25 protein-coding genes are annotated in these 21,826 nt (G+C 67.5%); 13 read left to right on the plus strand and 12 right to left on the minus strand.

Annotation, left to right across the window (positions count from 1 at the left end):
* Positions 1 to 2: 2 nt before the first annotated feature.
* Positions 3 to 446 carry a Tat pathway signal protein gene (locus OWC43_RS01640; RefSeq protein ID WP_137831309.1) on the minus strand — a complete coding sequence of 148 codons (444 nt, stop codon included), beginning with the start codon at positions 444 to 446 and terminating at the stop codon, positions 3 to 5.
* Positions 447 to 970: 524 nt separating this feature from the next.
* Between OWC43_RS01640 and OWC43_RS01645 the strand changes: the two genes are divergently transcribed.
* Together OWC43_RS01645 and OWC43_RS01650 are read left to right on the plus strand one after the other, a co-directional pair.
* A complete protein-coding gene (locus OWC43_RS01645) occupies positions 971 to 1,402 on the plus strand; it encodes an Hsp20 family protein (RefSeq protein ID WP_137831314.1) in 432 nt (143 codons plus the stop codon).
* 139 nt (positions 1,403 to 1,541) lie between these two features.
* A complete protein-coding gene (locus OWC43_RS01650; protein ID WP_238308130.1) occupies positions 1,542 to 1,826 on the plus strand; it encodes a DUF1150 domain-containing protein in 285 nt (94 codons plus the stop codon).
* A 45-nt stretch (positions 1,827 to 1,871) separates the two neighbouring features.
* On the opposite strand, the gene OWC43_RS01655 is transcribed toward OWC43_RS01650, so the two are convergent.
* Complete coding sequence (locus tag OWC43_RS01655) at positions 1,872 to 2,624, minus strand: alpha/beta hydrolase (protein WP_393955456.1); 753 nt, start codon at positions 2,622 to 2,624, stop codon at positions 1,872 to 1,874.
* Between the two features lie 164 nt (positions 2,625 to 2,788).
* Between OWC43_RS01655 and OWC43_RS01660 the strand changes: the two genes are divergently transcribed.
* Complete coding sequence (locus OWC43_RS01660) at positions 2,789 to 4,027, plus strand: glycosyltransferase family 4 protein (protein ID WP_393955457.1); 1,239 nt, start codon at positions 2,789 to 2,791, stop codon at positions 4,025 to 4,027.
* Between the two features lie 167 nt (positions 4,028 to 4,194).
* A complete protein-coding gene (gene infC / locus OWC43_RS01665; RefSeq protein WP_238308132.1) occupies positions 4,195 to 4,716 on the plus strand; it encodes a translation initiation factor IF-3 in 522 nt (173 codons plus the stop codon).
* Positions 4,717 to 4,816: 100 nt separating this feature from the next.
* Here the strand turns inward: infC and OWC43_RS01670 are convergent, their stop codons facing one another.
* On the minus strand, positions 4,817 to 5,581 hold the full coding sequence (locus OWC43_RS01670) for an alpha/beta fold hydrolase (RefSeq protein WP_393955458.1): 765 nt from the start codon (positions 5,579 to 5,581) through the stop codon (positions 4,817 to 4,819).
* A gap of 111 nt (positions 5,582 to 5,692) precedes the next feature.
* Between OWC43_RS01670 and OWC43_RS01675 the strand changes: the two genes are divergently transcribed.
* Complete coding sequence (locus OWC43_RS01675; RefSeq protein ID WP_137831303.1) at positions 5,693 to 6,523, plus strand: FkbM family methyltransferase; 831 nt, start codon at positions 5,693 to 5,695, stop codon at positions 6,521 to 6,523.
* Positions 6,524 to 6,624: 101 nt separating this feature from the next.
* On the opposite strand, the gene sfsA is transcribed toward OWC43_RS01675, so the two are convergent.
* Entirely contained in the window at positions 6,625 to 7,335 is a 711-nt protein-coding gene (sfsA, locus tag OWC43_RS01680; protein ID WP_393955459.1) for a DNA/RNA nuclease SfsA, read from the minus strand.
* A 97-nt stretch (positions 7,336 to 7,432) separates the two neighbouring features.
* Here sfsA and OWC43_RS01685 point away from each other — a divergent pair, with 97 nt between their 5' ends.
* The 6 genes from OWC43_RS01685 (at position 7,433) to OWC43_RS01710 (ending at position 12,110) form a co-directional block, all read left to right on the plus strand.
* Positions 7,433 to 8,194 (plus strand): competence/damage-inducible protein A, encoded by a 762-nt coding sequence (locus tag OWC43_RS01685; RefSeq protein ID WP_393955460.1) that lies wholly within the window; start codon positions 7,433 to 7,435, stop codon positions 8,192 to 8,194.
* Positions 8,195 to 8,285: 91 nt separating this feature from the next.
* Positions 8,286 to 8,606, plus strand: coding sequence for a flagellar motor switch protein FliN (gene fliN, locus OWC43_RS01690; RefSeq protein ID WP_137831300.1), 321 nt, complete (start codon positions 8,286 to 8,288; stop codon positions 8,604 to 8,606).
* Positions 8,607 to 8,624: 18 nt separating this feature from the next.
* On the plus strand, positions 8,625 to 9,668 hold the full coding sequence (locus OWC43_RS01695; RefSeq protein ID WP_137831299.1) for a flagellar motor switch protein FliG: 1,044 nt from the start codon (positions 8,625 to 8,627) through the stop codon (positions 9,666 to 9,668).
* A 64-nt stretch (positions 9,669 to 9,732) separates the two neighbouring features.
* Positions 9,733 to 10,797 (plus strand): flagellar biosynthesis protein FlhB, encoded by a 1,065-nt coding sequence (gene flhB / locus OWC43_RS01700; RefSeq protein ID WP_393955461.1) that lies wholly within the window; start codon positions 9,733 to 9,735, stop codon positions 10,795 to 10,797.
* Positions 10,794 to 11,240 carry a hypothetical protein gene (locus tag OWC43_RS01705; protein WP_137831297.1) on the plus strand — a complete coding sequence of 149 codons (447 nt, stop codon included), beginning with the start codon at positions 10,794 to 10,796 and terminating at the stop codon, positions 11,238 to 11,240. Before flhB ends, OWC43_RS01705 begins: the two co-directional genes overlap by 4 nt.
* Before the next feature lie 186 nt (positions 11,241 to 11,426).
* Positions 11,427 to 12,110: a response regulator transcription factor gene (locus OWC43_RS01710; RefSeq protein WP_393958467.1), complete on the plus strand. Its 684-nt coding sequence runs from the start codon at positions 11,427 to 11,429 to the stop codon at positions 12,108 to 12,110.
* A 3-nt stretch (positions 12,111 to 12,113) separates the two neighbouring features.
* Here OWC43_RS01710 and OWC43_RS01715 read toward each other — a convergent pair whose 3' ends face one another.
* From OWC43_RS01715 to fliF, 6 genes are all read right to left on the minus strand, one after another.
* Complete coding sequence (locus OWC43_RS01715) at positions 12,114 to 12,749, minus strand: transglycosylase SLT domain-containing protein (protein WP_393955462.1); 636 nt, start codon at positions 12,747 to 12,749, stop codon at positions 12,114 to 12,116.
* Positions 12,703 to 14,319 (minus strand): flagellar hook-length control protein FliK, encoded by a 1,617-nt coding sequence (locus tag OWC43_RS01720; RefSeq protein WP_393955463.1) that lies wholly within the window; start codon positions 14,317 to 14,319, stop codon positions 12,703 to 12,705. The genes OWC43_RS01715 and OWC43_RS01720 overlap by 47 nt, the downstream gene beginning before the upstream one ends.
* Positions 14,320 to 14,627: 308 nt before the next feature.
* A complete protein-coding gene (locus OWC43_RS01725) occupies positions 14,628 to 15,908 on the minus strand; it encodes a chemotaxis protein MotC (protein ID WP_393955464.1) in 1,281 nt (426 codons plus the stop codon).
* Positions 15,905 to 17,326, minus strand: a complete 1,422-nt coding sequence (locus OWC43_RS01730) for a MotB family protein (protein ID WP_393955465.1) — start codon at positions 17,324 to 17,326, stop codon at positions 15,905 to 15,907. The genes OWC43_RS01725 and OWC43_RS01730 overlap by 4 nt, the downstream gene beginning before the upstream one ends.
* A 1-nt stretch (position 17,327) precedes the next feature.
* Positions 17,328 to 18,050: a hypothetical protein gene (locus OWC43_RS01735; RefSeq protein ID WP_393955466.1), complete on the minus strand. Its 723-nt coding sequence runs from the start codon at positions 18,048 to 18,050 to the stop codon at positions 17,328 to 17,330.
* An 8-nt stretch (positions 18,051 to 18,058) separates the two neighbouring features.
* Positions 18,059 to 19,747, minus strand: a complete 1,689-nt coding sequence (gene fliF, locus OWC43_RS01740; protein ID WP_393955467.1) for a flagellar basal-body MS-ring/collar protein FliF — start codon at positions 19,745 to 19,747, stop codon at positions 18,059 to 18,061.
* 207 nt (positions 19,748 to 19,954) lie between these two features.
* Here fliF and OWC43_RS01745 point away from each other — a divergent pair, with 207 nt between their 5' ends.
* Positions 19,955 to 20,182 carry a hypothetical protein gene (locus tag OWC43_RS01745; RefSeq protein ID WP_393955468.1) on the plus strand — a complete coding sequence of 76 codons (228 nt, stop codon included), beginning with the start codon at positions 19,955 to 19,957 and terminating at the stop codon, positions 20,180 to 20,182.
* A complete protein-coding gene (locus OWC43_RS01750; protein WP_393955469.1) occupies positions 20,179 to 20,472 on the plus strand; it encodes a type II toxin-antitoxin system RelE/ParE family toxin in 294 nt (97 codons plus the stop codon). The genes OWC43_RS01745 and OWC43_RS01750 overlap by 4 nt, the downstream gene beginning before the upstream one ends.
* A gap of 15 nt (positions 20,473 to 20,487) precedes the next feature.
* Here OWC43_RS01750 and fliP read toward each other — a convergent pair whose 3' ends face one another.
* Positions 20,488 to 21,252 (minus strand): flagellar type III secretion system pore protein FliP, encoded by a 765-nt coding sequence (gene fliP / locus OWC43_RS01755; protein WP_393958469.1) that lies wholly within the window; start codon positions 21,250 to 21,252, stop codon positions 20,488 to 20,490.
* 77 nt (positions 21,253 to 21,329) lie between these two features.
* Positions 21,330 to 21,815, minus strand: coding sequence for a flagellar basal body-associated FliL family protein (locus OWC43_RS01760; RefSeq protein ID WP_137831289.1), 486 nt, complete (start codon positions 21,813 to 21,815; stop codon positions 21,330 to 21,332).
* Between the last annotated feature and the right edge of the window lie 11 nt (positions 21,816 to 21,826).

Genomic DNA, 21,826 nt, shown 5'->3' on the forward strand with positions numbered 1-21,826 from the left:
AATCAGCGGTCGAAAGCGGCCGGCGTCTTGGTGGCGGTCTCGATCCGCTCCAGGCAGGTCTCGCGGCTCGCGTCGCCCCCCTCGCAGGCCAGCACGTCGTTGAGCAGGATGCGGCCGACCTTCGGGCAGGCGAGACCGGTGAAGTCGAAGAGCCGGACGACCGTCTTCTTCTCCTGCAGCGGGCCGAGTTCCACGGCCAACCGCTTCTGCGCGACACCCTCGGTGTCGAAGGCGAACAGATCGACCTTGAGCGATTTCAACGCCGGCCCCCGGCCATTGTCGACGAGCATGTAAGTGCGGCACGCCTCGCCCGCCGGTTCGAGCCGGTTCAGCTCGATCTTGAGCGGTGCGCCTTTGGTCCCACTCTCCTGAGCCACAGCACCGGTCATCGTGAGGGTCAGGGCGATACCCGCCAGCATTCCGATCCCGCGTACCGCGCGCATCATTCCCCCGGTTCCCTGCATCACGACGCGTGTCCCTCCCTGTCGCGGCTCGGCATCTGACCGCCCGCGGACCTCACCTTCCGCTCGGATGAGCACGAGAACCTTGGATCGCTCTCGACCAATGCGGATGCTCCAGCGGACATTGTCCGCGCGGCGATCCTAAAATGTCCCGGATACGGCGAAGCCCGAGCAGCGCGCTCACCATGAGTGCATTGCCCATATTATTCGCGTGCCTATCCGAGAAACAGGTCCGGGATCAAGGCGAAGCCTGAATTTCAGAGTAATTCCAAACTGTTACTTGGGCTCAGCTTGGCCGTGAAATTATGCCGATTCATCCCGTGATTGTTTGCGCAATGTCCATGGACAGGCCTCCGAAGCGGCCGGCCCAATGGAGGGGGCGCATCTTGATCGCCGGGGATTCGCTTTCCATATCGGCGTCAAGGGTGCTGCCGTCAGGCGGGCCCGAGACTGTGAGGCGCCACCGGGATCGCGCATCCCAAGGGCCTTGCTGGAGGTTCGAGTTGACGATGACGCGGCCATCACCGTTCGGGCACCCATTCTTGCTCGGCTTCGATGAGATTGAGCAGGCCCTCGATCGTGTGGCGAAGGCAGGAAGCGATGGCTACCCGCCTTACAATATCGAGCGCGTATCCCGTAACGAGCGAGAGCCGGAGCGGCTTCGAATTACGCTCGCGGTTGCCGGCTTCACGCAGGACCAACTCGACGTCTCGCTGGAGGAGAACCAGCTCGTTGTCCGTGGTCGTCAGGTCGACGACAAATCGCGACAGTTCCTACATCGCGGAATCGCGGCGCGGCAGTTCCAGCGGGCCTTCCTCCTGGCCGATGGCATGGAGGTGCTCGGGGCCGATCTGGCCAATGGGTTACTCTCGATCGATCTGGTCCGGCCCGAGCCGGAGCGGATCGTCCGCAAGATCACGATCTCCTCGAAGGACGACTGAGGCGCGTCGCATCTCGGACGCGGCGACGCACCGCAGGCCGGGTCCTCCGAAACACGAATCGCTGTCAACAACCGGGTTTGTGGTCGCCGAAGTGCGGGACCATATCCGGCTTACGCTCTGCCTCGGAAGGAGGGCACTGATGAACGAGTTCACCATCACCGAATCAACCGTCGATACCGCTGCGACCCCCAGCATCGATCCGGCCGAGTTTGCCGCGCTCGGCGAGGGTCACATCGCCTATGTCCGCCCGATCCGTTCGGACGAGGTGCGTGCTCTGTTTCCGCAGGCGCCGGAGATGAGTCCGGGCCTCGATCTGTTCGCCCTCCTCTCGGCATCTGGCGCTCCGATCATGCTGACCGACTCGCGTGAAGTCGCGGTGGCGAATGCGATGGCCCATTCGCTCTATCCGGTCAGCCTCCACTGATCCCGCGCTGACCGCCGCGCCGGCCCTTCCGGGCCGGCGTTCGTCTCACGACGTCATCGCCGCCACTGTCCGAATCAGGAGTTCGATGTCCTGCGGACGCGAAAGGCGATGATCGGCATCCTTCACAAGGGTGAGGCGCGCGCCCTCCGCCGGTAGGCGTTCCAGGATGCGCAGGGCGTGTCCGTAGGGCACGTCGGGGTCGCGCATGCCTTGCAGGATATGGACCGGGCCTGCCGGATCCAGATCGGCGTCGAGCAGAAGGTGCCGACGTCCATCCTCGATCAGCGCCATCCGGATCGGGTCGGGCTCGGGAGCATAGTCGGTCGGGCGATACCAGACGCCGTCGCGCTCCAACGTCGCGCGGATCTCCGGCGGGAACGAGTCCCACATCAGCTTCTCGGTGAAATCGAGGGCGGGGGCGATCAGCACCATGCCGCCGAGCGTTTCGCCCCGCCGCGCGCGGTTGCGGGCCGCGAGGCAAGCAATCCAGCCGCCCATGGACGAGCCGACGAGGATCGGGCCTTCGCCCGCATGGGCGGCGATCACGGTCTCGGCATCCGCCAGCCAATCGGAGATCGTGCCGTCCTCGAAGCGGCCTTCCGATTCGCCGTGGCCGGAATAATCGAACCGGACCATGCGGCGGCCCGCCCGCGCGGCCCAGGCGTCGAGGGCGGCGGCCTTTGTCGCGCGCATGTCGGAGCGGAAGCCGCCGAGCCAGACCACGGCCGGGCCTGCGCCGTCGCGTATCCGCACCGCGAGCCGCCGGTGCCTTTCACCGTCGGTGGTCAGAAAATCCATGGGTAGATCGTCGGGGGAGGGGGGCGTCGTCGTCACGTCCGCGTTGATCCTCGCAATTCGAGCAGACCCGATGGGGTTTCGTTTACCGAACCGTAAAGCGCTTGGGTTGATTCATAGGTGATGAACGTGTTTCGAGCGACCCTCCCGCAGCCGCGGATCCGGCGATGAACGGGGTCGGCTTGTCCGGCGGCCCGGTGCGAACGGCCGAACCTTCACCTCTCGCTGGCGCCTCGATCCTGCAGATCATTCCGGCCCTTGAAGCGGGCGGCGCAGAGCGCACCACCGTCGATGTCGCCGAAGCTTTGGCCGCCGCCGGCGCCCGTGCGCTGGTCGCCACGGAGGGGGGGCGCCTCGTCGGCGAGCTTCAGGCCAAGGGCGGCGTCTGGGTGCCGTTCCCGGCCAACACCAAAAACCCGTTCGCCATGGCCCTCAATGTCGAGCGGCTCGTCCGGCTCTGTCGCCGCGAGGGCGTGCAGATCCTGCATGCCCGCTCCCGCGCCCCGGCCTGGGTCGCCCTGGGAGCCGCGCGCCGTCTCAAGATTCCCTTCGTGACGACCTATCACGGCAGCTATTCGGGCCGGACTGCCGTCAAGCTGCTCTACAATTCAGTGATGGCCCGGGGCGATGTCGTCATCGCCAACTCGCATTACACGGCCGATCTGATCCGCCGGGCCCATCCCGATCAGGCGGGCGATCGCATCGTGGTGATTCACCGGGGCACGGACCTGTCGACCTTCACCCCATCGGCGGTCGCGCCGGGCCGGGTCGAGGCCCTGCGCCGGGCCTGGGGCGTCGCCCCGCACCAGCGGGTCGTGCTTCTCGCCGCGCGGCTCACCGCATGGAAGGGGCAGCGCGTGCTGATCGAGGCTTCTTCACGCATGCGCGATCGCGGCCTGACCGATGTCGCGGTGGTTCTCGCGGGCGACCCGCAGGGCCGAGCCGCCTACGAGCGCGAACTCGATGCTCTGATCGAGGCACGCGGGCTCAAGGAAATCGTGCGCCGGGTCGGTCATTGCACCGACATGCCGGCAGCCTTCCGGGCGGCCTCGGTCGTGGCGGTGCCCTCCGTCGAGCCCGAAGCCTTCGGGCGTTCGGCGGTCGAAGCGCAGGCCCTCGGCATTCCCGTGGTTGTTTCCGATCTCGGGGCCGTGCCGGAAACTGTTCTGGCGCCGCCCGATACCGATCCCGCTCAGCGCACCGGCTGGCGCGTGCCGGCGGGCGATGCCGCGGCCCTATCGGAAGCGTTGAGCGAGGCCCTCTCCCTCGGGGCGAGCGCACGGGACGCGATGGGGCGGCGGGCTCAGGCCCATGTCGAGGCGAATTTCTCCCTCGACCGCATGATTTCGGGCACGCTCGACGTCTACGCGGATCTTCTCGGACGCGGATCAGGGCTGAAACGGTGAACCGAACTCAGTTCCACGAGTTGACTCCGCAAGAAGATTTGCCAAGTTAGCGCCGTCCGGCCGAGCCGGATCGATCGGTGGCCGGGGCTCGCTCGACGCGGGATCTTCAGGCTGCCGTTTCGTCGTTGATACAGGAGAACCAAGCCATTCGCAGACCAATGAGAGCCATGCCGGCCCCGCAGAAGGACGGGCCGCGCGCCAACCGGGACATCCGCGGCGTCCGCGAAGTCCAGCTGATCGACCAGGACGGTCAGAACCGGGGCGTCGTGCCCTTCTTCGATGCGCTCGCCATGGCCGAAGAAGTCGGCCTCGACCTCGTCGAGATCGCGCCGAACTCCGCGCCGCCTGTCTGCAAATTCCTCGATTACGGGCGCTTCCGCTTCAACGAGCAGAAGAAGCAGAACGAGGCTCGCAAGCGGCAGAAGACGGTCGAGGTGAAGGAGATCAAGCTCCGCCCCGGCATCGACAAGCACGATTACGACGTGAAAATGAAGGCCGTGCAGCGGTTCTTCGAAGAGGGCGACAAGGTCAAGGTCACCCTGCGCTTCCGCGGCCGCGAGATGGCGCACCAGGATCTCGGCCTCAAGTTGCTCGAGCGCGTCAAGAGCGAGACCCAAGAGGTCGCCAAGGTGGAGAGCGAGCCGATGCTCGAAGGCCGCCAGATGATCATGATCCTGGCGCCCCGCTAGAGAAATTCGTCCGGACCTTCGGACCAATGCGCTGCTCCCTCGGGAGCGGCGCATTTTTTTGTTGGCGGAACGCGTAGCGCATTCCGCATCCGGCGCCGCGTCAGGGCCGTTGCGCGAGGAATTCCAGGACGCCCTTGCGGTGCAGTTTGTCGCCGACGGCGGTGGAGTGGTCGCGCCCGGGCAAATCGAGGGCACGGGCATTCGGCATCAGCCGAGCGAGTTCGCTGCCCGAGCCGGCCACGGTGTCGAGTGTGCCGACCGAGACCAGGGTCGGCGTGTCGATCGTGGAGAGTTCTGCCCGCGAGAGCGTCTGCCGTGAGCAGCGGATGCAGGCGGCGAGCGCCCTGAGGTCGCTCTTCGTCTGCTCGGCGAACAGGCGGAAGGCGGCCGCCGTCGGGTTGGGCGCGGGGGTGCCGGCGGGTGCTTCGAGAGCCTCGGCAATCCCCTTCGGCAGGCCATGCCCGTCGACGAGGTGGAAGCCGAGGCCGCCGATCAGAAGGGACCGGACCGCTTCCGGATGGTCGAGGGCCAGATGGGCGGCGATGCGCGCGCCCATCGAGTAACCCATCACGTCGGCCCGCTCGATGTCGAGATGACGGAGCAATCGCAGCCCGTCGCCCGCCATCCGGTCGGCGCCGTAGGCGTCCGGCTCGTAGAGTTTCTCGCTCCGGCCATGGCCGCGATTGTCCAGCGCCACGACCCGGTAGCCGGCTTCCGAGAGGAACTTGACCCACAGGGTATTGACCCAGTTCACCGCGTGGTTCGAGGCGAAGCCGTGAATCAACAGGACGGGATCGCCCGTGCCTGCCTGGGCCGGCACGTCGATATAGGCGATCTCGACGCCGTCGGAATCGAAGCTCTGCATGACTTCGACATGCCGTCCGGCCGCCCGGAATGTCAAAGGGCCGCGGAAGCGGATTTGCTTCATCGCCCGCGACTTGCCGCGGCCCCAATCGGCTGGCATCAGGCGCGCACGATGACGGATTCTCAGCCCTACGGCACCTACGCCCCGACCGGGATCGTCGCCCGGATCGCGCGGCGGACGCAGACGCTCGACGAGCATTCCTGGCGCGGGCGGCGGATGGCCATGCTGCTGCGCCGGATCGCCATCTCGCTGTTGCGAGGCCGCCCGCTCGATGTGGAGCGCTACGGCGCGCGGATGCGGCTGCACCCCTACAACAACAATTGCGAGAAGAAGGTCCTCTTCACGCCCCAGTTCTTCGATTCCGAGGAGCGAGCCCTTCTCAAGGCACGCCTGTCGGATGACGCGGTCTTCCTCGATGTCGGGGCGAATATCGGCGCCTACACCCTATTCGTGGCGGGCTTCACCGGGCCCCGCGCCCGGATTCTGGCGGTGGAGCCGCAGCCCGACGTGTTCGACCGGCTGATCTACAATATCGGCCAGAATCCGTTCGGCACCGTCAAGGCCATCGCCTGCGCCGTGGCGGACCGGGCGGGCGAACTGACGCTGTTCATCGATCCCCGCAATCGCGGCGAATCGAGCGTGAAGATCGTCGGCACCCACAAGAGCGCGGCGATCCGCGTGCCATCGGTGACGCTCCTGAGCCTGTGCCGCTCGGAAGGCATCGAACGCATCGACGCGATCAAGCTCGACGTCGAGGGGGCCGAGGACCTCATCCTCGAACCGTTCCTCCGGGAGGCGCCGGAATCCCTGCGCCCCACCCTCCTGATCGTCGAAAATGGCACCGACCAGTGGCAGCTCGACCTGCCGGGACTCTTGGAGGGTTACGGCTACCGCCGCATTGCCCAGACACGGCTCAATCTCGTGTTCGAGCGGGTGGGGTGAGGATCGCGCTGCTTCGCGCAGGCTTCTCTGGGTCCTGTGCGGCGGGAACGGATCTCTGTCGATTGCTTGCCCCGCAGGGTGGCTCATCGGTCGGATAAGGCTCAGCCCAGGATCGGCACCGGATCCGCGATCACCACTCCCTCCGGCCCGACCGTGCAACGAACGGCGTGGGCCTCGACGCCCGCTGCCCGGGCCGCCCGGAAGGCGCGGTCGAAGGTCGGGTCGATGTCGCGGGCGACGTCGAAGGCCTCCGCCCTCATCTGAATGACCACGATCAGCATCGCCCGACCGCCGGTGGTCACGACGTTGGCCAATTCCTCCATGTGACGGGCCGAGCGGGCCGCCCTGCAATCGGGGAACTCGGCGAGGCCCGGCCGACGCATCAGGTGGCAGTTCTTCACCTCGACATGGCAGGGCGGCAATCCGCCGCCGCTCGCCAGGAAATCCACCCGGCTCGCCTTGCCGTAGGCGACCTCCGGCCGGAGCGTCTCGTAGCCGACGAGCGGCGCGAGCCGGCCCTTCTGAAACGCCTCCGCCACCAGGGCGTTGGGGCGCGCCGTGTTGATGCCGACCCATTGCGGGCCGCCCGGGAGGTCCGCCTCCACCAGCTCCCACGAGAACGGCAGCTTCCGGGCCGGATTGGTGGAAGCCGAGAGCAGGACCCGCGACCCTTCCGCGTTGAGGCCGAGCATCGCGCCGGGATTGGCGCAATGCGCCGTGACGAGGCGACCATCCGCAAGGATCACGTCGGCGAGGAAGCGCTTGTAGCGCCGCACCAGGCGCCCTTCGGTCAGCTCTGTGGGAAAGCGCATCGGTCGCACCCGTCACGCCGAGCAGGCATCGCGCGGCCGCTTCGCCTTCGCCGATCGGCGCTCTAGCTTCCAGGGCCGAATTTGCCGCCGAGGCCGCATGTCCCAGGAATCAGACACCACCCCACAGGGCACGTCCGAGATTACCGCCGCGATCCTGATCATCGGCGACGAGATCCTGTCGGGCCGCACCAAGGACAAGAACATCGGCGCCATCGCCGACGTGCTGACCGAAATCGGCATCGATCTCCGCGAAGTGCGCATCGTGCCGGACGTGAAGGAGGAGATCGTCGCGGCTCTGAACGCCCTGCGGGCGCGCTACACCTACCTCTTCACCTCCGGCGGCATCGGCCCGACCCACGACGACATCACCGCCGACAGCGTGGCCGAAGCCTTCGGTGTCGGCATCGACGTGGACGAGCGGGCCCGTGCCATGCTGCTGGAGCGGCACCGTCCGGAGGATCTCAACGAGGCGCGGCTGCGCATGGCCCGCATCCCCCACGGGGCCGACCTGATCGCCAATCCGATCTCGAAGGCGCCGGGGTTCCGCATCGGCAATGTCCACGTCATGGCCGGCGTGCCGCAGATCATGAACGCCATGCTCGACGAGATCCGACCGACGCTGGCCTCGAACGCCCCGGTCATCTCGGAGACGATCGAGGCCGGAGCGATCCCCGAGGGCAATTTCGCGGGAGCTCTGGGAGGTATCGCCGCGGCGCATGGAGGGGTGTCGATCGGTTCCTATCCGTCGATGACGCCGGAGGGGTTTCGCAATCGGATCGTCGTGCGCGGGCGCGACGCGGAGGCCGTGGCGGCGGCCCGTGCCGAGATCGAGGCCATGCTGGCGGGCTTGAGCGGGTAACACCGCCGGATCGACGGGGCGACAGCCTCACGTCAGCCAAGCGGGATAGACCCGTGGGAAGGCCAAGCCTCAGACCCACGAGTATTCCGCGATGAGCAGCCCCTTCCCCGATGCCGAGCCTCCCGCCGACCCTCTGATCGGCGAGGGCCGCAATCTCGATTCCATCCTGCGGATCCCGGTGCTGATGCAGGTGGTGCTCGGTTCTGCGACCATGCCGGTCGCCAATCTGATGAAGCTCGGCCGCGGGGCCGTCGTCCCACTCGACCATCGGGTCGGCGAACCGGTGGACGTGATGGTCAACGGCCGGGTTATCGCCCGCGGCGAGATCGTCATCGTGGAGGAGGACAATTCCCGCTTCGGCGTGTCCCTCACCGAGATCGTTGGACCGTCCGCCAGCGATCAGAACGGCTAGCGCTCCGGCAGGGTGAGGATGTCCGCGAGCCCCCTTCCATCTCCCCCACCGGGCCGTGCCGTCGCGCGCCGCCTCGATCCGACCGATCAGGTCGCCACGCTCCTGCTCGCTATGGGCAAGCCGGCGGCCGGTCGACTCATCAAATATTTCGAGCCGGACGAGCTGAAGCGCATCACCCGCTCCGCCTCGCAGCTCGGTGCCATCAGTCCCGCTCAGCTCGACGCGGTCATCGAGATGTTTTCCGCCGAGTTCTCGGCGGGCAACAGCCTCGTCGGCACCGCCAACGAGATCGAGAAGCTGCTCACAGGACTCCTGCCCGCCGACCAGATCGCCGAGATCCTGTCGGAGGTGCGCGGCAACGCCACCCGCACGGTCTGGGAACGGCTCGGTACGGTGCAGGAGAGCGTGCTGGCGAGCTATCTCGTCAAGGAGCATCCCCAGACGGCGGCCCTGATCCTCTCGAAGGTGAAGCCCGCCACCGCCGCCAAGGTGATGGGCCATCTGCCCGCGCCGCTGCGCAACACGGTGATGCGGCGGATGCTGAGCTTCAAGTCGATCGTCGACGACGTGCTCCAGGGCGTCGAGCGGACGCTGCACGAGGACTTCATGATCAACGGCGCCCGCAATTCCGGCGCCGACACCCACGCCAAGATGGCCGACATCATCAACAAGATGGAGCGGCATCAGATGGACGACGTCCTCTCCAGTCTCCGCGAATCTCGCCCGAAATCCGTGGAGATCCTGAAGGGGCTGCTCTTCACCTTCGACGACATCGTCAAGCTCTCCCCCCGCGCCCGCACCACCGTGTTCGATGCCGTGCCCAACGACCGGCTCGTGCTGGCGCTCAAGGGGACCGACGCGGAGTTCCGCGGCACCGTCCTCTCCGCGCTGTCGGCGCGCGTGCGCCGCATGGTCGAGCACGAACTCAACGGGGGCGAACCGGCCGCGCAGCGCGACGTCATGGAGGCCCGGCGCTCCATCACCGACATGGTCATGGAGATGGCCGGTCGCGGCGAGATCGAGATCAATCCGGGAGGCGAGGATGAAGCCCTCATCCGATGAGGGGCCTCTCGCCTATGCCGGGGCAGCCGCACCCCTGGTTCGAAGCGCCGGGCGGATCTGAGGCGTGGCCGAGGACACCGACAAGGAGAGCAAGACCGAAGCCGCGACCGAGAAACGCGTGCGCGACGCGATCGAGAAGGGCGACATTCCGTTCTCGCGCGAGGCGCCCGTCTTCGCGTCGATCCTCGGCTTCCTGCTGGCGCTCGCCTTCTTCGCCCGAGGGCAGACGGCACAGCTGGCCCAGGATCTCTCCCTGCTTCTCGACGATCCCCGAGGCTTCCGCCTCGAGAGCGGCGAGGATGCCACGATGCTGCTCAACCAAGTGGCGCTCGCGGCCGGCCGCTTTCTGCTGCCGTTCCTGTTGCTTCTCAGTGTCTGCAGCCTCGCGGCATCCCTGCTGCAGAACCTGCCGCGCCTCGTCGGCGATCGGATCGCGCCGAAATGGTCGCGGATCTCGCCGATGGCCGGTCTGTCGCGGATCTTCGGGCTGCAAGGTCAAGTCGAGTTCCTGAAGTCGGTCGTCAAATTCCTCTCGGTCAGTGTCGTCGCCCTCCTGCTCCTTCGCTCGGAGCGGACAAGAGCTGTCAATGCCATGTTCGTCGATCCGAGCCAGTTGCCTGAACTGATCCTGACCGTCGCGATCCGCCTCGTCTCGGCCGTCGCCATCGCGATCATCGTCATCGTCGCGGGCGATCTGGTCTGGTCGCGGCTGCGATGGCAGCGCTCGCTGCGCATGTCGCGTCAGGACATCAAGGACGAGCACAAGCAATCGGAGGGTGACCCCAGCGTGAAGGCGCGGCTGCGCTCGCTCGCCCAGGATCGCGCCCGCAACCAGATGCTCGCCAATGTCGATCGGGCCACGGTGGTGATCGCGAACCCGACCCACTTCGCCGTGGCCCTGCGCTACGAGCCCACCGAGAATCCCGCCCCGCTGGTGCTGGCCAAGGGGCAGGACCTGATCGCTCTCCGGATCCGCGCGATCGCCGAGGAGAACGGCATCGCCGTGATCGAGGACAAGCCTCTCGCAAGATCGCTGTACGAAGCTGTGCAGGTCGACCAGACGATACCCGCGGAGTTCTATCGCGCCGTGGCGCAGATCCTGTTCTTCCTGTTCGCGAGAGCCCGATGACCTCTCAGGCCGCTCCTCTCTCGCCCGGACGGCCCGGCTTGCCATCCGGGCTCGCGGCCGCGGAGGAGATCTTCGCGCACGCGCTTCGCGACTTCATCCGCGAGTTGTGCCTCATCGATGGCGGCGTGCTGATCGGCTGGATCCGGGGCCAGCATCACGGCAACATCGCCGATATGGTGGCGTCCTCCGCCGAACTCTTCTTCAACGACTCCGTCCTGACTTACGCCGACGGTGCCGACGTGTATCTCGATTTCGGTCATTCCATGCAGGTTGTGCTGGATATGGAATTCTCGGCACAGCCTCTCACCGTATTCTTCAAGCTTGTTCTCGACGAGATGTTCGCCGGCGTCGCAATCCAGCGGGTCGTCGCCGCCGACGCGGCCGCACTCTGCCTCGACGGCTTCGCCGACATTTTGACCCGGGCTCGGCTGCGACGAGCCTGAGCGTGGGAATGCAACGGTCCCGCCAAAAATTAAAATATGTTATAGTCCGAATTGACCTCATCGCCGCGCCGCGACATGGATGAAGGGCGGTCGCGAATCGGGGTTGGCGACGGCTCCCAGCCTTGAACGCCCAACCCTCCGCGACACCCGGCCGATGCCATGGCCGGATCGAGGGATGAGCCGTCGATGTACTTCATGGTCGATCCACGGGAATCGGTGAATGCCGGCTATAGGGCCAGTTTCGACCGGGAAGGTGTGTCGTCGTTCGGACTATTGCCCGACGAGTTCCTGAGCTGGATCGAGACCGCGTCTCAGACCGACCTCGACGCGATCCAGGGGTTCCTCCTCGGCGATTTCGAAGACCGCGCCAAATGCGCGACCTCCATCCGCCGCCATTCCCGCGCGCCGATCATCGCCCTCGCCGATCTGCGCTCCTTGGAGCTGACCGTTCAATTGCTCGATGCCGGCATCGACGACGTGCTGCCCAAGCCGGTTCATGTCCGCGAAATCCTGGCCCGCTCCGAGGCGATCTGGCGGCGGGTCAACGGAGCCTTGTCGTCACCGGCGGAGGCGGCTCCGGCCCCGGATCGCCTCAGGGTGTTTCACGACGGGCGCGACCCCGAGATCGACGGAACGCCCCTGTGCCTGCCGCGACGCGAGCGCCATATTCTCGAATACCTCGTACGCAACCGTGGGCGCCGGCTGACCAAGACGCAGGTCTTCAATGTGGTCTACGGCGTTTACAGCAACGGCGTCGAGGAGAGCGTGATCGAGGGGCATGTTAGCAAGCTTCGCAAGAAGCTCGCTGAGCGTCTCGGCCACGATCCGATCGAGGCCAAGCGCTATATGGGCTACACCTATATCGGCTGATCGTCAGCCGGGCTGACAGAAGGCTCGGGCGCCCGGCGTCCAATTGCCGAAGCCCGTGGCGACCATGTTGGCGATGACCCGGCAGACATAGACCTTCTGGGCCGGGTTGTTGTGCGGGCCCGCATGGTAGCGGGCCACCGCCAGGGTCCAACTGCCCTCCCTGTCCCGCAATTCCCGGAGAAACCGCGTCGCGTAATCGACGTTCTGAGCCGGATCGATCATCGCTTCGAGCGATGCGAACTTCTCGCGGTGGTAGTGGTGGTTGATCTGCATGCAGCCGAGATCCACCAGCCGCACGCCGTCGCGCTGCGCCTGACCGAGCCGCGCGATCACGTCCGCCGGACCCGAGCCGAAATAGGCTTGGCCGCCGATATTCATGGCGTAGGGCTGAAGCGAGCCGCGCTTGCCGCTCTCGGTGAGGCCGACGGCGTAGAGCATGCCGAGGGGAACCCCGTGCCGAGTGGCCGCACGCGCCATCTGCTGCTCGCACACGTTGGAGCCTGCCCGCGCGCCGCCTTCCGGCGCGTCCGCAGCGGTCGCATGACGCGCGCCCTCCACGCTGTTCGGAAGGGCCATCGCGGCGGTGACGGCGCTACAGATACACGCCGCCGCGATCACCCGCGCGAGATGCCGTGTCATGATCCTGTTCCTTGGCATGCGGGGCAGCCCCGTCCTCCTGGCGGAATGGGCGCCGGCCCGGCTGCTGGTCCGGCGCGGCGCCACCCTGGTCACGGGCCTGCCCGCCGGCCAGGCCGTTCTGCGCCGTCCCGCGCTCGGCGGTGGTCCCGGTTGCCGGATGACTGGCCTCGATGGTCAGCGATTGCGGCGCGTAGCCTGCTTCCTGCAACAAGGCGGATAGGGCGCCGCCCTCCCGGCGGAGGCGTTCGGCAGTCTCCTCGCGACCGGTGCGCAGATTCATCTCCAGGCGCCCGTCCTGAAGCCGCATCCGGACGAGCACGGTGCCGAGATCGGCCGGGTGAAGCTGCAGCGTGAGGATGCGCAGCGGTCCGGCCTCTAAGGGTATTCCGGTCCGGGCTGGGGTTGCGGGCGCAGCCGCCGGAAATTGTGCACTCACCGCATCGACGATCTGGCGCAGGGGCGAGGCCGGCATCGATGGAGCGGACGGCGCTGCCACCGTCTCCGCCGGCCCGGACGAAGCCGGGATCGCCTCTGCCGTCGGCGTCGTCCCGAAAGGTCGATCCGAAGTGATGGCCGGCTCCCGGCGTCCTTTTTCCGAAGCTTGAGCTGCCTCCGGGCGCTGAGCCGGGGGGATGGCATCCTGTGCGGATGATCGCGTGTCGAAAACGGCGTCAGACCGATCCGCCGACACGTCGACTAAGTCGCCAGCCCCATTCGGAGAATCGCTCGTCGCCGGGATTTCGGAGCCGCTTGCGGCGGGAACCCCGACGGGGCTTCCGCTGACGGGAAGGCGGCCCGAAGTGCTTGGGGATGAGGGCGTCGCGGTTTGCGAAGCTGCGACCCTTCCCACCGCCGGCCTGTCCGCGATGGACCAATCGTCCGTCGAAGCGGCATCGCCCGTGAAATCCCGTGCATCCCCCTCGCCGCGCGCGGGGGGCGAATACCCGGCGGCGCGGAGTGGACGTCCGTGACCGGCTCCGGTCTCGATGGCCACCCGGTCGGCCAATACGGCGGGTTGGGGCGAAATCTGAGGCGGGCGCTCCGATGCAGAGCCTTTGGACGCCGATGCGAGGCGGGCTTCCGTCGGATCGCCCAGGCCTGCCGAGCGTGCTCCCCGGTCGGCAACGTTGGGCACAACCGCGGCGTGCTCGTGCACGGTCCGATCGGGCACCAATCCGCGATCCGCCTGCGCCGAGAGCGCCCCGTTCGACGCGTCACCGGTACCGGTGCCGGTGGTGAATTTCGCCGCTGTGATTGGCCGATCGAGCGCGTCCGGCATCGGTGCCGACCCAATGAGACCGGCCTGGATATCGAACGCTTCTGTCTGTGGGCGGGCAGCGACGCCTGTTGCCGCTGTCGAAGGCATGGCTTGCGCGACCTCCGCAACGGCGGCGGGTCGCACGGGGGCGAAATGTGTCTCGACGCCGACGAGGGTGATGCGCAGCTCGGGACGCGGCGCCTCGGCGATGGCATTCGCGTTCCCGCGTGCGACCGCCCGCTGAACGACGGCGGCCAGGGAGGCGTCCGGCGGCACCGGAGGCGTCGCCGGCACCGGTGCGGTGAGGGCCATCAGTTCCCGCAAGTCTGCTCCGATGTTGTCGGATCCCGACACATCGCCGGTATCGGCGGGTGGGGGGGGCGGTTCCAATTCCTTCGCCTCTCCGGACACATCAGGCTCCTCGGGAGCGGAACGGGTCTCGAAAGCGTCGAGCATGGCTCCGAAATCGGGCGATGCGCGCTCTCCGGCCTCATCGCCGGCGGGCGAACGGCCAGGGTCGGGCTTCGGACGCAGCAGGGAGAGAGGATCCAGGGAGGTCATCACGTGGGAGCAGTCCACCGTCTGCCGAGAGGTCGGGTCCGAGTTGGGTTCTCGTGGCCTCAGGGGGCGAGGGCGCGTTCGGCGCGGGCCAGGGCGTCCCGGGCCCGGCCGATGGCCGGCGGTTCCGGCACGGCGCGGCGGGGTGGGGCTTCGGTGGCCGGCGGTTCGACGACACTCGGCAGCGGGCCGCGGATCTGATTGGCGGCGGAGAGGGCGGCGTCGAGTAGCTCTAGATCGCCAGCCGCCAGGGCCGCACGGTCGAGGCCGCGCAGGGCCTCGCGGCCCTCCTCGAACCGGCCCTCGGCCACGATCAGCGCGGCCCCTCGGTAGAGTCGGGCTTGGGCGGCGGCGTGGATGTCGGACCCGGCGAGACCGGCGGCGCGCTCGGCGGCGAAGAGAGCAGTCTCTCGGCGGCCCTGTTCGAGCGCGGCCCGCGCCACCAGCAGGTAGAGGTCACGCCGGCTCTCGGGCTCGATCTCCTCGAGCATCCGCTCCAGGCTCGCGACGCGCGTCCGGTCACTGTCGAAATTGAGCCGGGTCAGGGCTGCGGCGAAGCGCTGGCGGAAATTGCCGGCATAGACCGAGCGGCGGAACCGCCGCAGATACTGGATCGACAGCGCCTCGAAGCGCGCCGCGCTTCCCCCCTGCGCCACGACGAAGATCTGGCGGCGCAACGCGCCTTCCTCGACGAGGGTCCCCGGTGCCAGCAGGCGAGCCAGGTCGAGAAGCTCCAGCGAGCGGACCGGCGCGTCGCGCACCAGCAGCGCGGATTGTGTCAGCGCGAGCTGGCCGGAAAGGCTTGCGGGCATCGTGCGGGCATCGATCCCCCCGAGCTTCGCGCGCGCGTCCTTCTCCCGGCCTTCGAGATAGGCCAAAGCGCCCTGGGCCAGCGGCGTCTCAGCCTCCGTCACCTGACCGGTCGCGAGGATGTGGCGGAGCACGCCGGGGCCGCCGCCGGCCAGACCGAAGGCGACCGCGGCACGCAGATTCGCGACGTCGGCCCAGGTCTCGGGTTCGCACTCGATCAGCTTCCGCTCGATATGCGTGAGCAACTGGCGCTGGGCGAGATGCGCCTGGGTCGAGCCGCGGGCGATGCGATCCTGCAGGAGCTGAAGGGTTCGCACCAGTTCCACCGGCAATCCGTGCGGCATCACCGGCAGCGGCTCGATCACGTTGGTCGGTCCCGTGGGACTGCCATGGGAATCGGCCGAAGCGGCGGCTTCGGCAGGTGGCGCGGCCTGTCCATTGTTCTCGTCCGCCGCAACGGCGGGAAAAGTGAGGCAGACAGTGAGACAGAGGGAGACGCCGATCCGTCCTGCCGACACGCGAAGCCGGTTCATTCCGGTGATCCCCGCAGCAGGATCTCGATCCGGCGGTTCTCCGCGGCCTTCAGATCGCCGGCGATCCGGGGCAGGCGGTCGGCATGACCCTCCACACGCTCGATCCGTCCGTCATCGACGCCGCCGCGGATGAGCATGTAGGCGGCCATCTGGGCACGGGCCGAGGACAGCCGCCAATTGTCGTACGTCTCCGACTTGAAGGGTCGCCCATCGGTATGGCCGCGCACGACGATGCGGCCGGGGCGCTGGCTCAGGAGCTTGGCGATGCGCTCCAAGGCCTTCACGACCTTCGGGCTCGGTTCGGCGGAGCCGATCCCGAACATGCTGAATTGAATGGCGTCGGTGATGCTGATGAGGATGCCCTCCCCTATGCGGCGCACCTCGACATTCGGCGCCGGGCTTCCCAGAGCCAGAGGCTGCACCGCTCTCGCGATTTCGGCCTTCAGTGCCGCAACCGCGGCCGTCTCGGCTGCCTTGGCCGCATTTTCCGCCTTGGCCGGCTCGTTCATCGCAGCCGGCTTGATCTCGGGGCGACCACCCTGATCCGCATCCGGGGCGGGCATTTCGGGCAGGACGGCGGTTGCCGCTGGGACGCTCGCCGGCGCCGGTCCTTCGGCCGGTTTCGGGTCAGGCTCCTTGGCAATGGCATCCTTGCCAGCGGGCGGAGCCTCGACGGAAGCCAGTCGGACACCCGCCAGCTTCATCGCCTCCCGCAGGCTCTGCTGTGCGGCCTCGTTCGACGGATCTTTGGCACTGTCGCGTCGATCCACCTTGGGCGCCGTCCCACCGGACTGCGCTCTGGCGTCGAGGCGGGCCTCGGAGGGTGCGGCAACGGCGGTGTCGAGGGGGCCGGGCGCCTCGGTGCGCCGTCGCGGCAGCGCCGCCACCTGCCAGTAGAGCGGGTCGAACGGGTCGCGACCGGTCTCGCCGCCCGCCATACCGGGCCGGCCGGCTTCGAAGAGGGAGGCATCGGCACTCGCCGCTTCCAAGGCCGCGTCGGCTTCCGCGGCGAGCTTGGCGAGCACGGCGTAGGGGTCCTGGAACAGGGCTGACTCGCGGCCTCGGCTGCCCGGCGCACCGGCCGCATCGGGCTTGCCCCGCGCCGCCTCGCTGCTGCCTTCACCCGTTTCGCCCCCCGTGCCTCTGCCCTCCGGGGCCTGATCGTTCGGCACGTTCTGCGGGTCGTTGAGGCCCTTGCGGTCATGCGTGACCTCCGCGAGCTTCACCGGATTGAAATACTCGGCAATGGTCTGCCTCTGCTCCTTGCTGGTCGAGTTGATCAGCCACATCACCAGGAACAGGGCCATCATCGCCGTCATAAAATCGGCTAGGGCGATCTTCCATGCGCCCCCATGATGGCCGTCCTCCTGGTCGCCGTTGCGCTTGACGATGACGATCTCGGGTACGCGCTCGGTCACCTCACGCCTCCGCCACGGCCGCCGCGATCAGTCGACCCCAGGCCGAAAGCTCGGTCTCGATCACGGTCTCGCCCGCGCATACCGTCACCTCGGCGACATCGGCGGCCGTGAAGGCGATGGCTGCGGACAGGCCGGAGAGCCGCCCGGATAAGGCCGCGATGAGATCTTCGGGACCGGTGATGGCGATCGCCGACGGCTGCGGCTCGGCGAGCAGGCGCGTCACCGCCGCAGACAGGGCGTCGATCGCCTGTCGCCGCAGGGCATCGGTGAGGACGGGAGCGAGAAGCCGGGCGACGCGCTGGGACAGCGTCGCGTCGAGTTCGGCGAAGGCCGCATTCAGCTTGCGGGCGAGGGCCGCCCCCTCGGCCTCGGCCCAGTCGCGGCGGGCGCCCGCGAGGCGCTCCTCGAAAGCGACGCGCTCGGCGGCGATCCGTGTCTCAGCCTCAGCCTCGGCTTCGGCCCGGCCGGCCTCGCGACCCCGCGCCTCGGCCGCAGCGATCAGCACCGCCCGATCCTCGACCTGCCAAGCCGAACCGGAGAGGATGCTCACCGGTGTGAAGCCCGCGATGTCGGCCTCGGGTGCGTCGGGCACCGTCGCGGCGTCGGCCTCCACCGGTCTTCCGGCCCGTCGGGTCGGGCGGAACCAGTGCCGATCGAAATTCGGCGCGGCGGTCGCGACGGGAGGAGGCGCCTCGGCGAAGTCCGGAAGGAGTCTCGACAGCATCGTGGGCATCACGCCGGCTCCTCACGCATGAGCCAGCGCTTGAGGACGGCCGCGACCTGCTCCTCGTCGATGTCGATCAGCTGCTCCAACCGCTTCTGCGGCGAGCGGGCCATCTTGTCCTCGAACTCGCCGATCATGCCGGCGACGCCCGGAGCGGGCAGCTTCTGCGCCTCGGCGGCATTCGTCGCCGCCGGTGCCGCGAGGGCGGTGGCTCCCTCGGCAGATCCGGGTGTCGCGGCGAGGGCCGGCGCGGCCTCAGGGGCGGCGAGCGCGGCGATCTCCGCCTGCTGTGCCTCCGGCACGGCGAGAATCGAGCGCAGGGCGGGCCGCAGGCCAAACCAGATCAACAGGGCCGCGACGACGAGGATGGTGACGGCGTTGATGAGCGTGCCCGATTGCTTCATCAGCACGTCGCTGATGGAGAGCGGGGGCAGCGGTTCCAGCGGCTGACCGTCATTCACGAAGCCGACGGCCGCCACCTTGATCGTGTCGCCCCGCTCCTTGCTGAAGCCCGCGGCCGAGCCCACCAGTTCCTCGATCTCGGCGATCTGTTTCTCCAGAGCCGTCTTGTCGTCGGGGCCGGCGAGGGCGGTGAGCCGCGAGCGGTTGACCAGCACGGCGACCGACAGGCGTCGGATCGCGTAGCCGTCGCTCACCGTCTGAACCGTCTTCTGTGAGATCTCGTAATTGGTGAGATCTTCCTTCTTCGAGCTCTCATTGCTCGACTGGTCGTTGCCGTCCGAACGGGTCCGCTGATCGGGCAGGTTCTCCTGGGCGCTGGTCGGGCGCTGGCTGGCGCGGTTCTGCGCGTTCTCGCTCTCGCGGACGGAGCGGACCGAGCGCTCGACGCGCTGATCAGGATTGTAGATCGTCTCGTTGGTCGAGGTCTTGTCGGTGTTGAGCTGGGTCGCGACGCTGACCTCGAAGTTTCCGACGCCGAGATAGGGGGCGAGCGTGCGGCGGATATTGTCCTGCATCTCGCGGCTGACGGATTTCTCCAGGGTCGCCATCTTGCCGGTGGGGGCCGTGCTGGCATCGTCGCCGGCGAGCAGCACCGAGCCTTCCGAGCCGATCACGGTGACGCGGTCGGGCTTCATGCCGGGGATCGCCGAGGCGACGAGATGGCGGATCGCCTGCGCGCCGGACACGTCGTCGGCGGGCTCTGTACGCACCACCACGGAGGCCGAAGCCGGTTGTTGATCGCGGCGGAACGAGCCGCGATCGGGCAGAACCAAGTGGACGCGGGCGGCGCGCACGCCCTTCATGCCCTGAATGGTGCGGGCGATCTCGCCTTCGAGGGCACGCACCCGTGTCACCTCCTGCATGAAGGAGGTCATGCCCAGCGAGCCGAGATCGTTGAACAGCTCGTAGCCGGATTTCGAACTCTGCGGCAGGCCCTTCTCGGCGAGCAGCATCCGCGCCTGCGCGGTGTGCCCGTAGGACACCAGCACCGCCGAGCCGTCGGAGGACACGTCGAACGGAACGCCGTTGTCCTTCAGCACGGCGCCGATCCGGCCGACATCCTCACGCGAAAGGCCCGTATAAAGCGTCTCCTGCGCCGGACGGCTCAGGTAATAGGCGCCGACGCCGACGCCCAGGAACACCAGCAGGCCGACCAGCCCGAGGGCGATCAACCGCCTCGCGCCGAGATCGACGATGTTGGTCCACAATCTCTCGGCTTGCTCGCGACCGGGCATTCTGGGCCATCCCGAACCGGACCTGATCCTTGGTCCGATGACCATCTTGCCGGTCAGTCTTGCGCGGGGGTTGCGCGGGTCGTTGCCGTGGCGGGGTGGCCGATCAGGCGACACGGAAAGCTACGTCTATCGACACCGGTCAGGCGCGCGCTCTAAATTGCGATATTCGCCAAAGTCGCTCTCGCGCACGGTGCAGGAGGTCGGGGAATGACCAAGCGGCTGGAACAGGCCATGGACCGAGCTCGATCTCTCCCGGCCTATATGCAGGACGAGATCGCTAGCCTCGTCCTCGCCTATGCCGGTGAGGATAAGGCGGTCCTCGTGCTGACGCCCGAGGAAGAGGCCGATTTTCTCGAAGCGCGAGGTGAGATGGAGCGCAGCGAGTTCGCTGACACCGCGGCTGTCGAGGCCGTATTCGCCAAGTATCGCGGGTGAGTTCTTCGACGCGCGACCTGCGCTTCCAGGCGCGGGCGCTCCAGCAGGTCGGCGCGGCGCTCACTTATGTCCAGGCCCGCTCGCCGCAAGGTGCGGCGAATATCGAGGCACGGCTTACACATCTCGTCCAGCGTCTTCGAGAACATCCGCAACTCGGGGTCAGGACGTCGGTCGCCGGGGTACGTCGAATCTATCTCGTCCCCTACCCCTACCTGATCGATTACGTCGTGACCGATGTCGCCAACATCGTGCAGCGCTGCCGCCATACGGCACGGCGGCCCATCTCTTAGAGGTGGGGCGAACTGTCAGAAGAACGACCGCACCAGCCCGCTGACCAGCAGATTCCACCCGTCGATCAAGATGAAGAACAGCACCTTGAACGGCAGTGAGATCACCGTCGGCGGCAGCATCATCATGCCCATCGACATCACGATGGTGGAGACGATGATGTCGATGACGAGGAAGGGCAGCACGATCAGGAAGCCGATCTCGAAGCCGCGGCGCAATTCGGAGATCATGAAGGCCGGGATCAGGATGCGCAGATCGATTTTGTCCCCCGCTTCCGCCTTGGGAAAGTTGCGGCTGGCGAGATCGGTGAAGGTTTGGAGATCCTTCGGCCGCACGTGCTGGGTCATGAACTCGCGGAACGGCTCGACGATCTTGGCCAAAGCTTCCTCTTCGCCGATGCGATTCTCCTGCAGCGGCTTCACCCCTTCGTTCCAGGCGCGGTCGAAGGTCGGGGCCATGACGTAGAACGTCATGAACAGGGCCAGCGACACGAGGAAGAGGTTGGCCGGTGTGCTCTGGAGGCCGAGGCCCGAGCGCAGGAACGAGAAGGCCACGGCGAAGCGCGTGAAGCTCGTCACCATCACGAGCAGGCCCGGCGCCAGCGACAGGACGGTCAGCAGCGCGACGAGCTGAATGATGCGCCCGCTCGCCGCCCCGTTGCCGGGGGGCAGCAGCGCGTCGAGCCCCGGCACGCCGGTGACCCCGGCGGGGGCGGAACCTTGCGCGAGGGCGGCGGTGGCGGTGAGGCCGACGATGCCGAAGGCACCGAAGACCGTTGGGATGGAACGGCCGAGCCGCTGAAATCCCGCTCGCGTCGGCGAAGATCCGTTCTTCGGGCAGGCGGCTGCCATGATCGCGCTCACTGAATCACCAGCGATTCGACGATGAGTTCGCGCACCAAGCCCTTGGTGCGGATGGCGACGCGCTCGTTCAGATCCTCGCGGAGATGCTGGAGTCCGTTCGCGCCCTCGATCTGGGCCAGGGACATGGTGCGCAGATAGGCGATCGCGTCGGCGCGAATCTCGGCGATGGTGACCTCGGGATTGGGCAGGGCGCCGGTCTTGAACACGATGGACGATTCGATCCGCACCCAGGCATCGGCGGGCTCGGCGAGATTGGTCACCGCGGAGCCGACGCTGCGCAGACTGAGATCGCCCGTGTAATTCAGCACCTTGACCGCCTTGTCGGCCTCTTCACGCTTCTTGAGGTCGACGGATTTCTCGACGGTGCCGAGCAGATACATGCCGAGCCCGCCCCCCGTGCCGATGGCGACCAGCGTGACCAGGGCGAGCGCCCCGATCCAACCCAGGCCGCCCTTCTTCGCGCCGTCCTTGTCCTCGGCCATGACTTTCTTCC

Source organism: Methylorubrum sp. POS3 (assembly GCF_043352485.1).
Taxonomy (GTDB): domain Bacteria; phylum Pseudomonadota; class Alphaproteobacteria; order Rhizobiales; family Beijerinckiaceae; genus Methylobacterium; species Methylobacterium suomiense.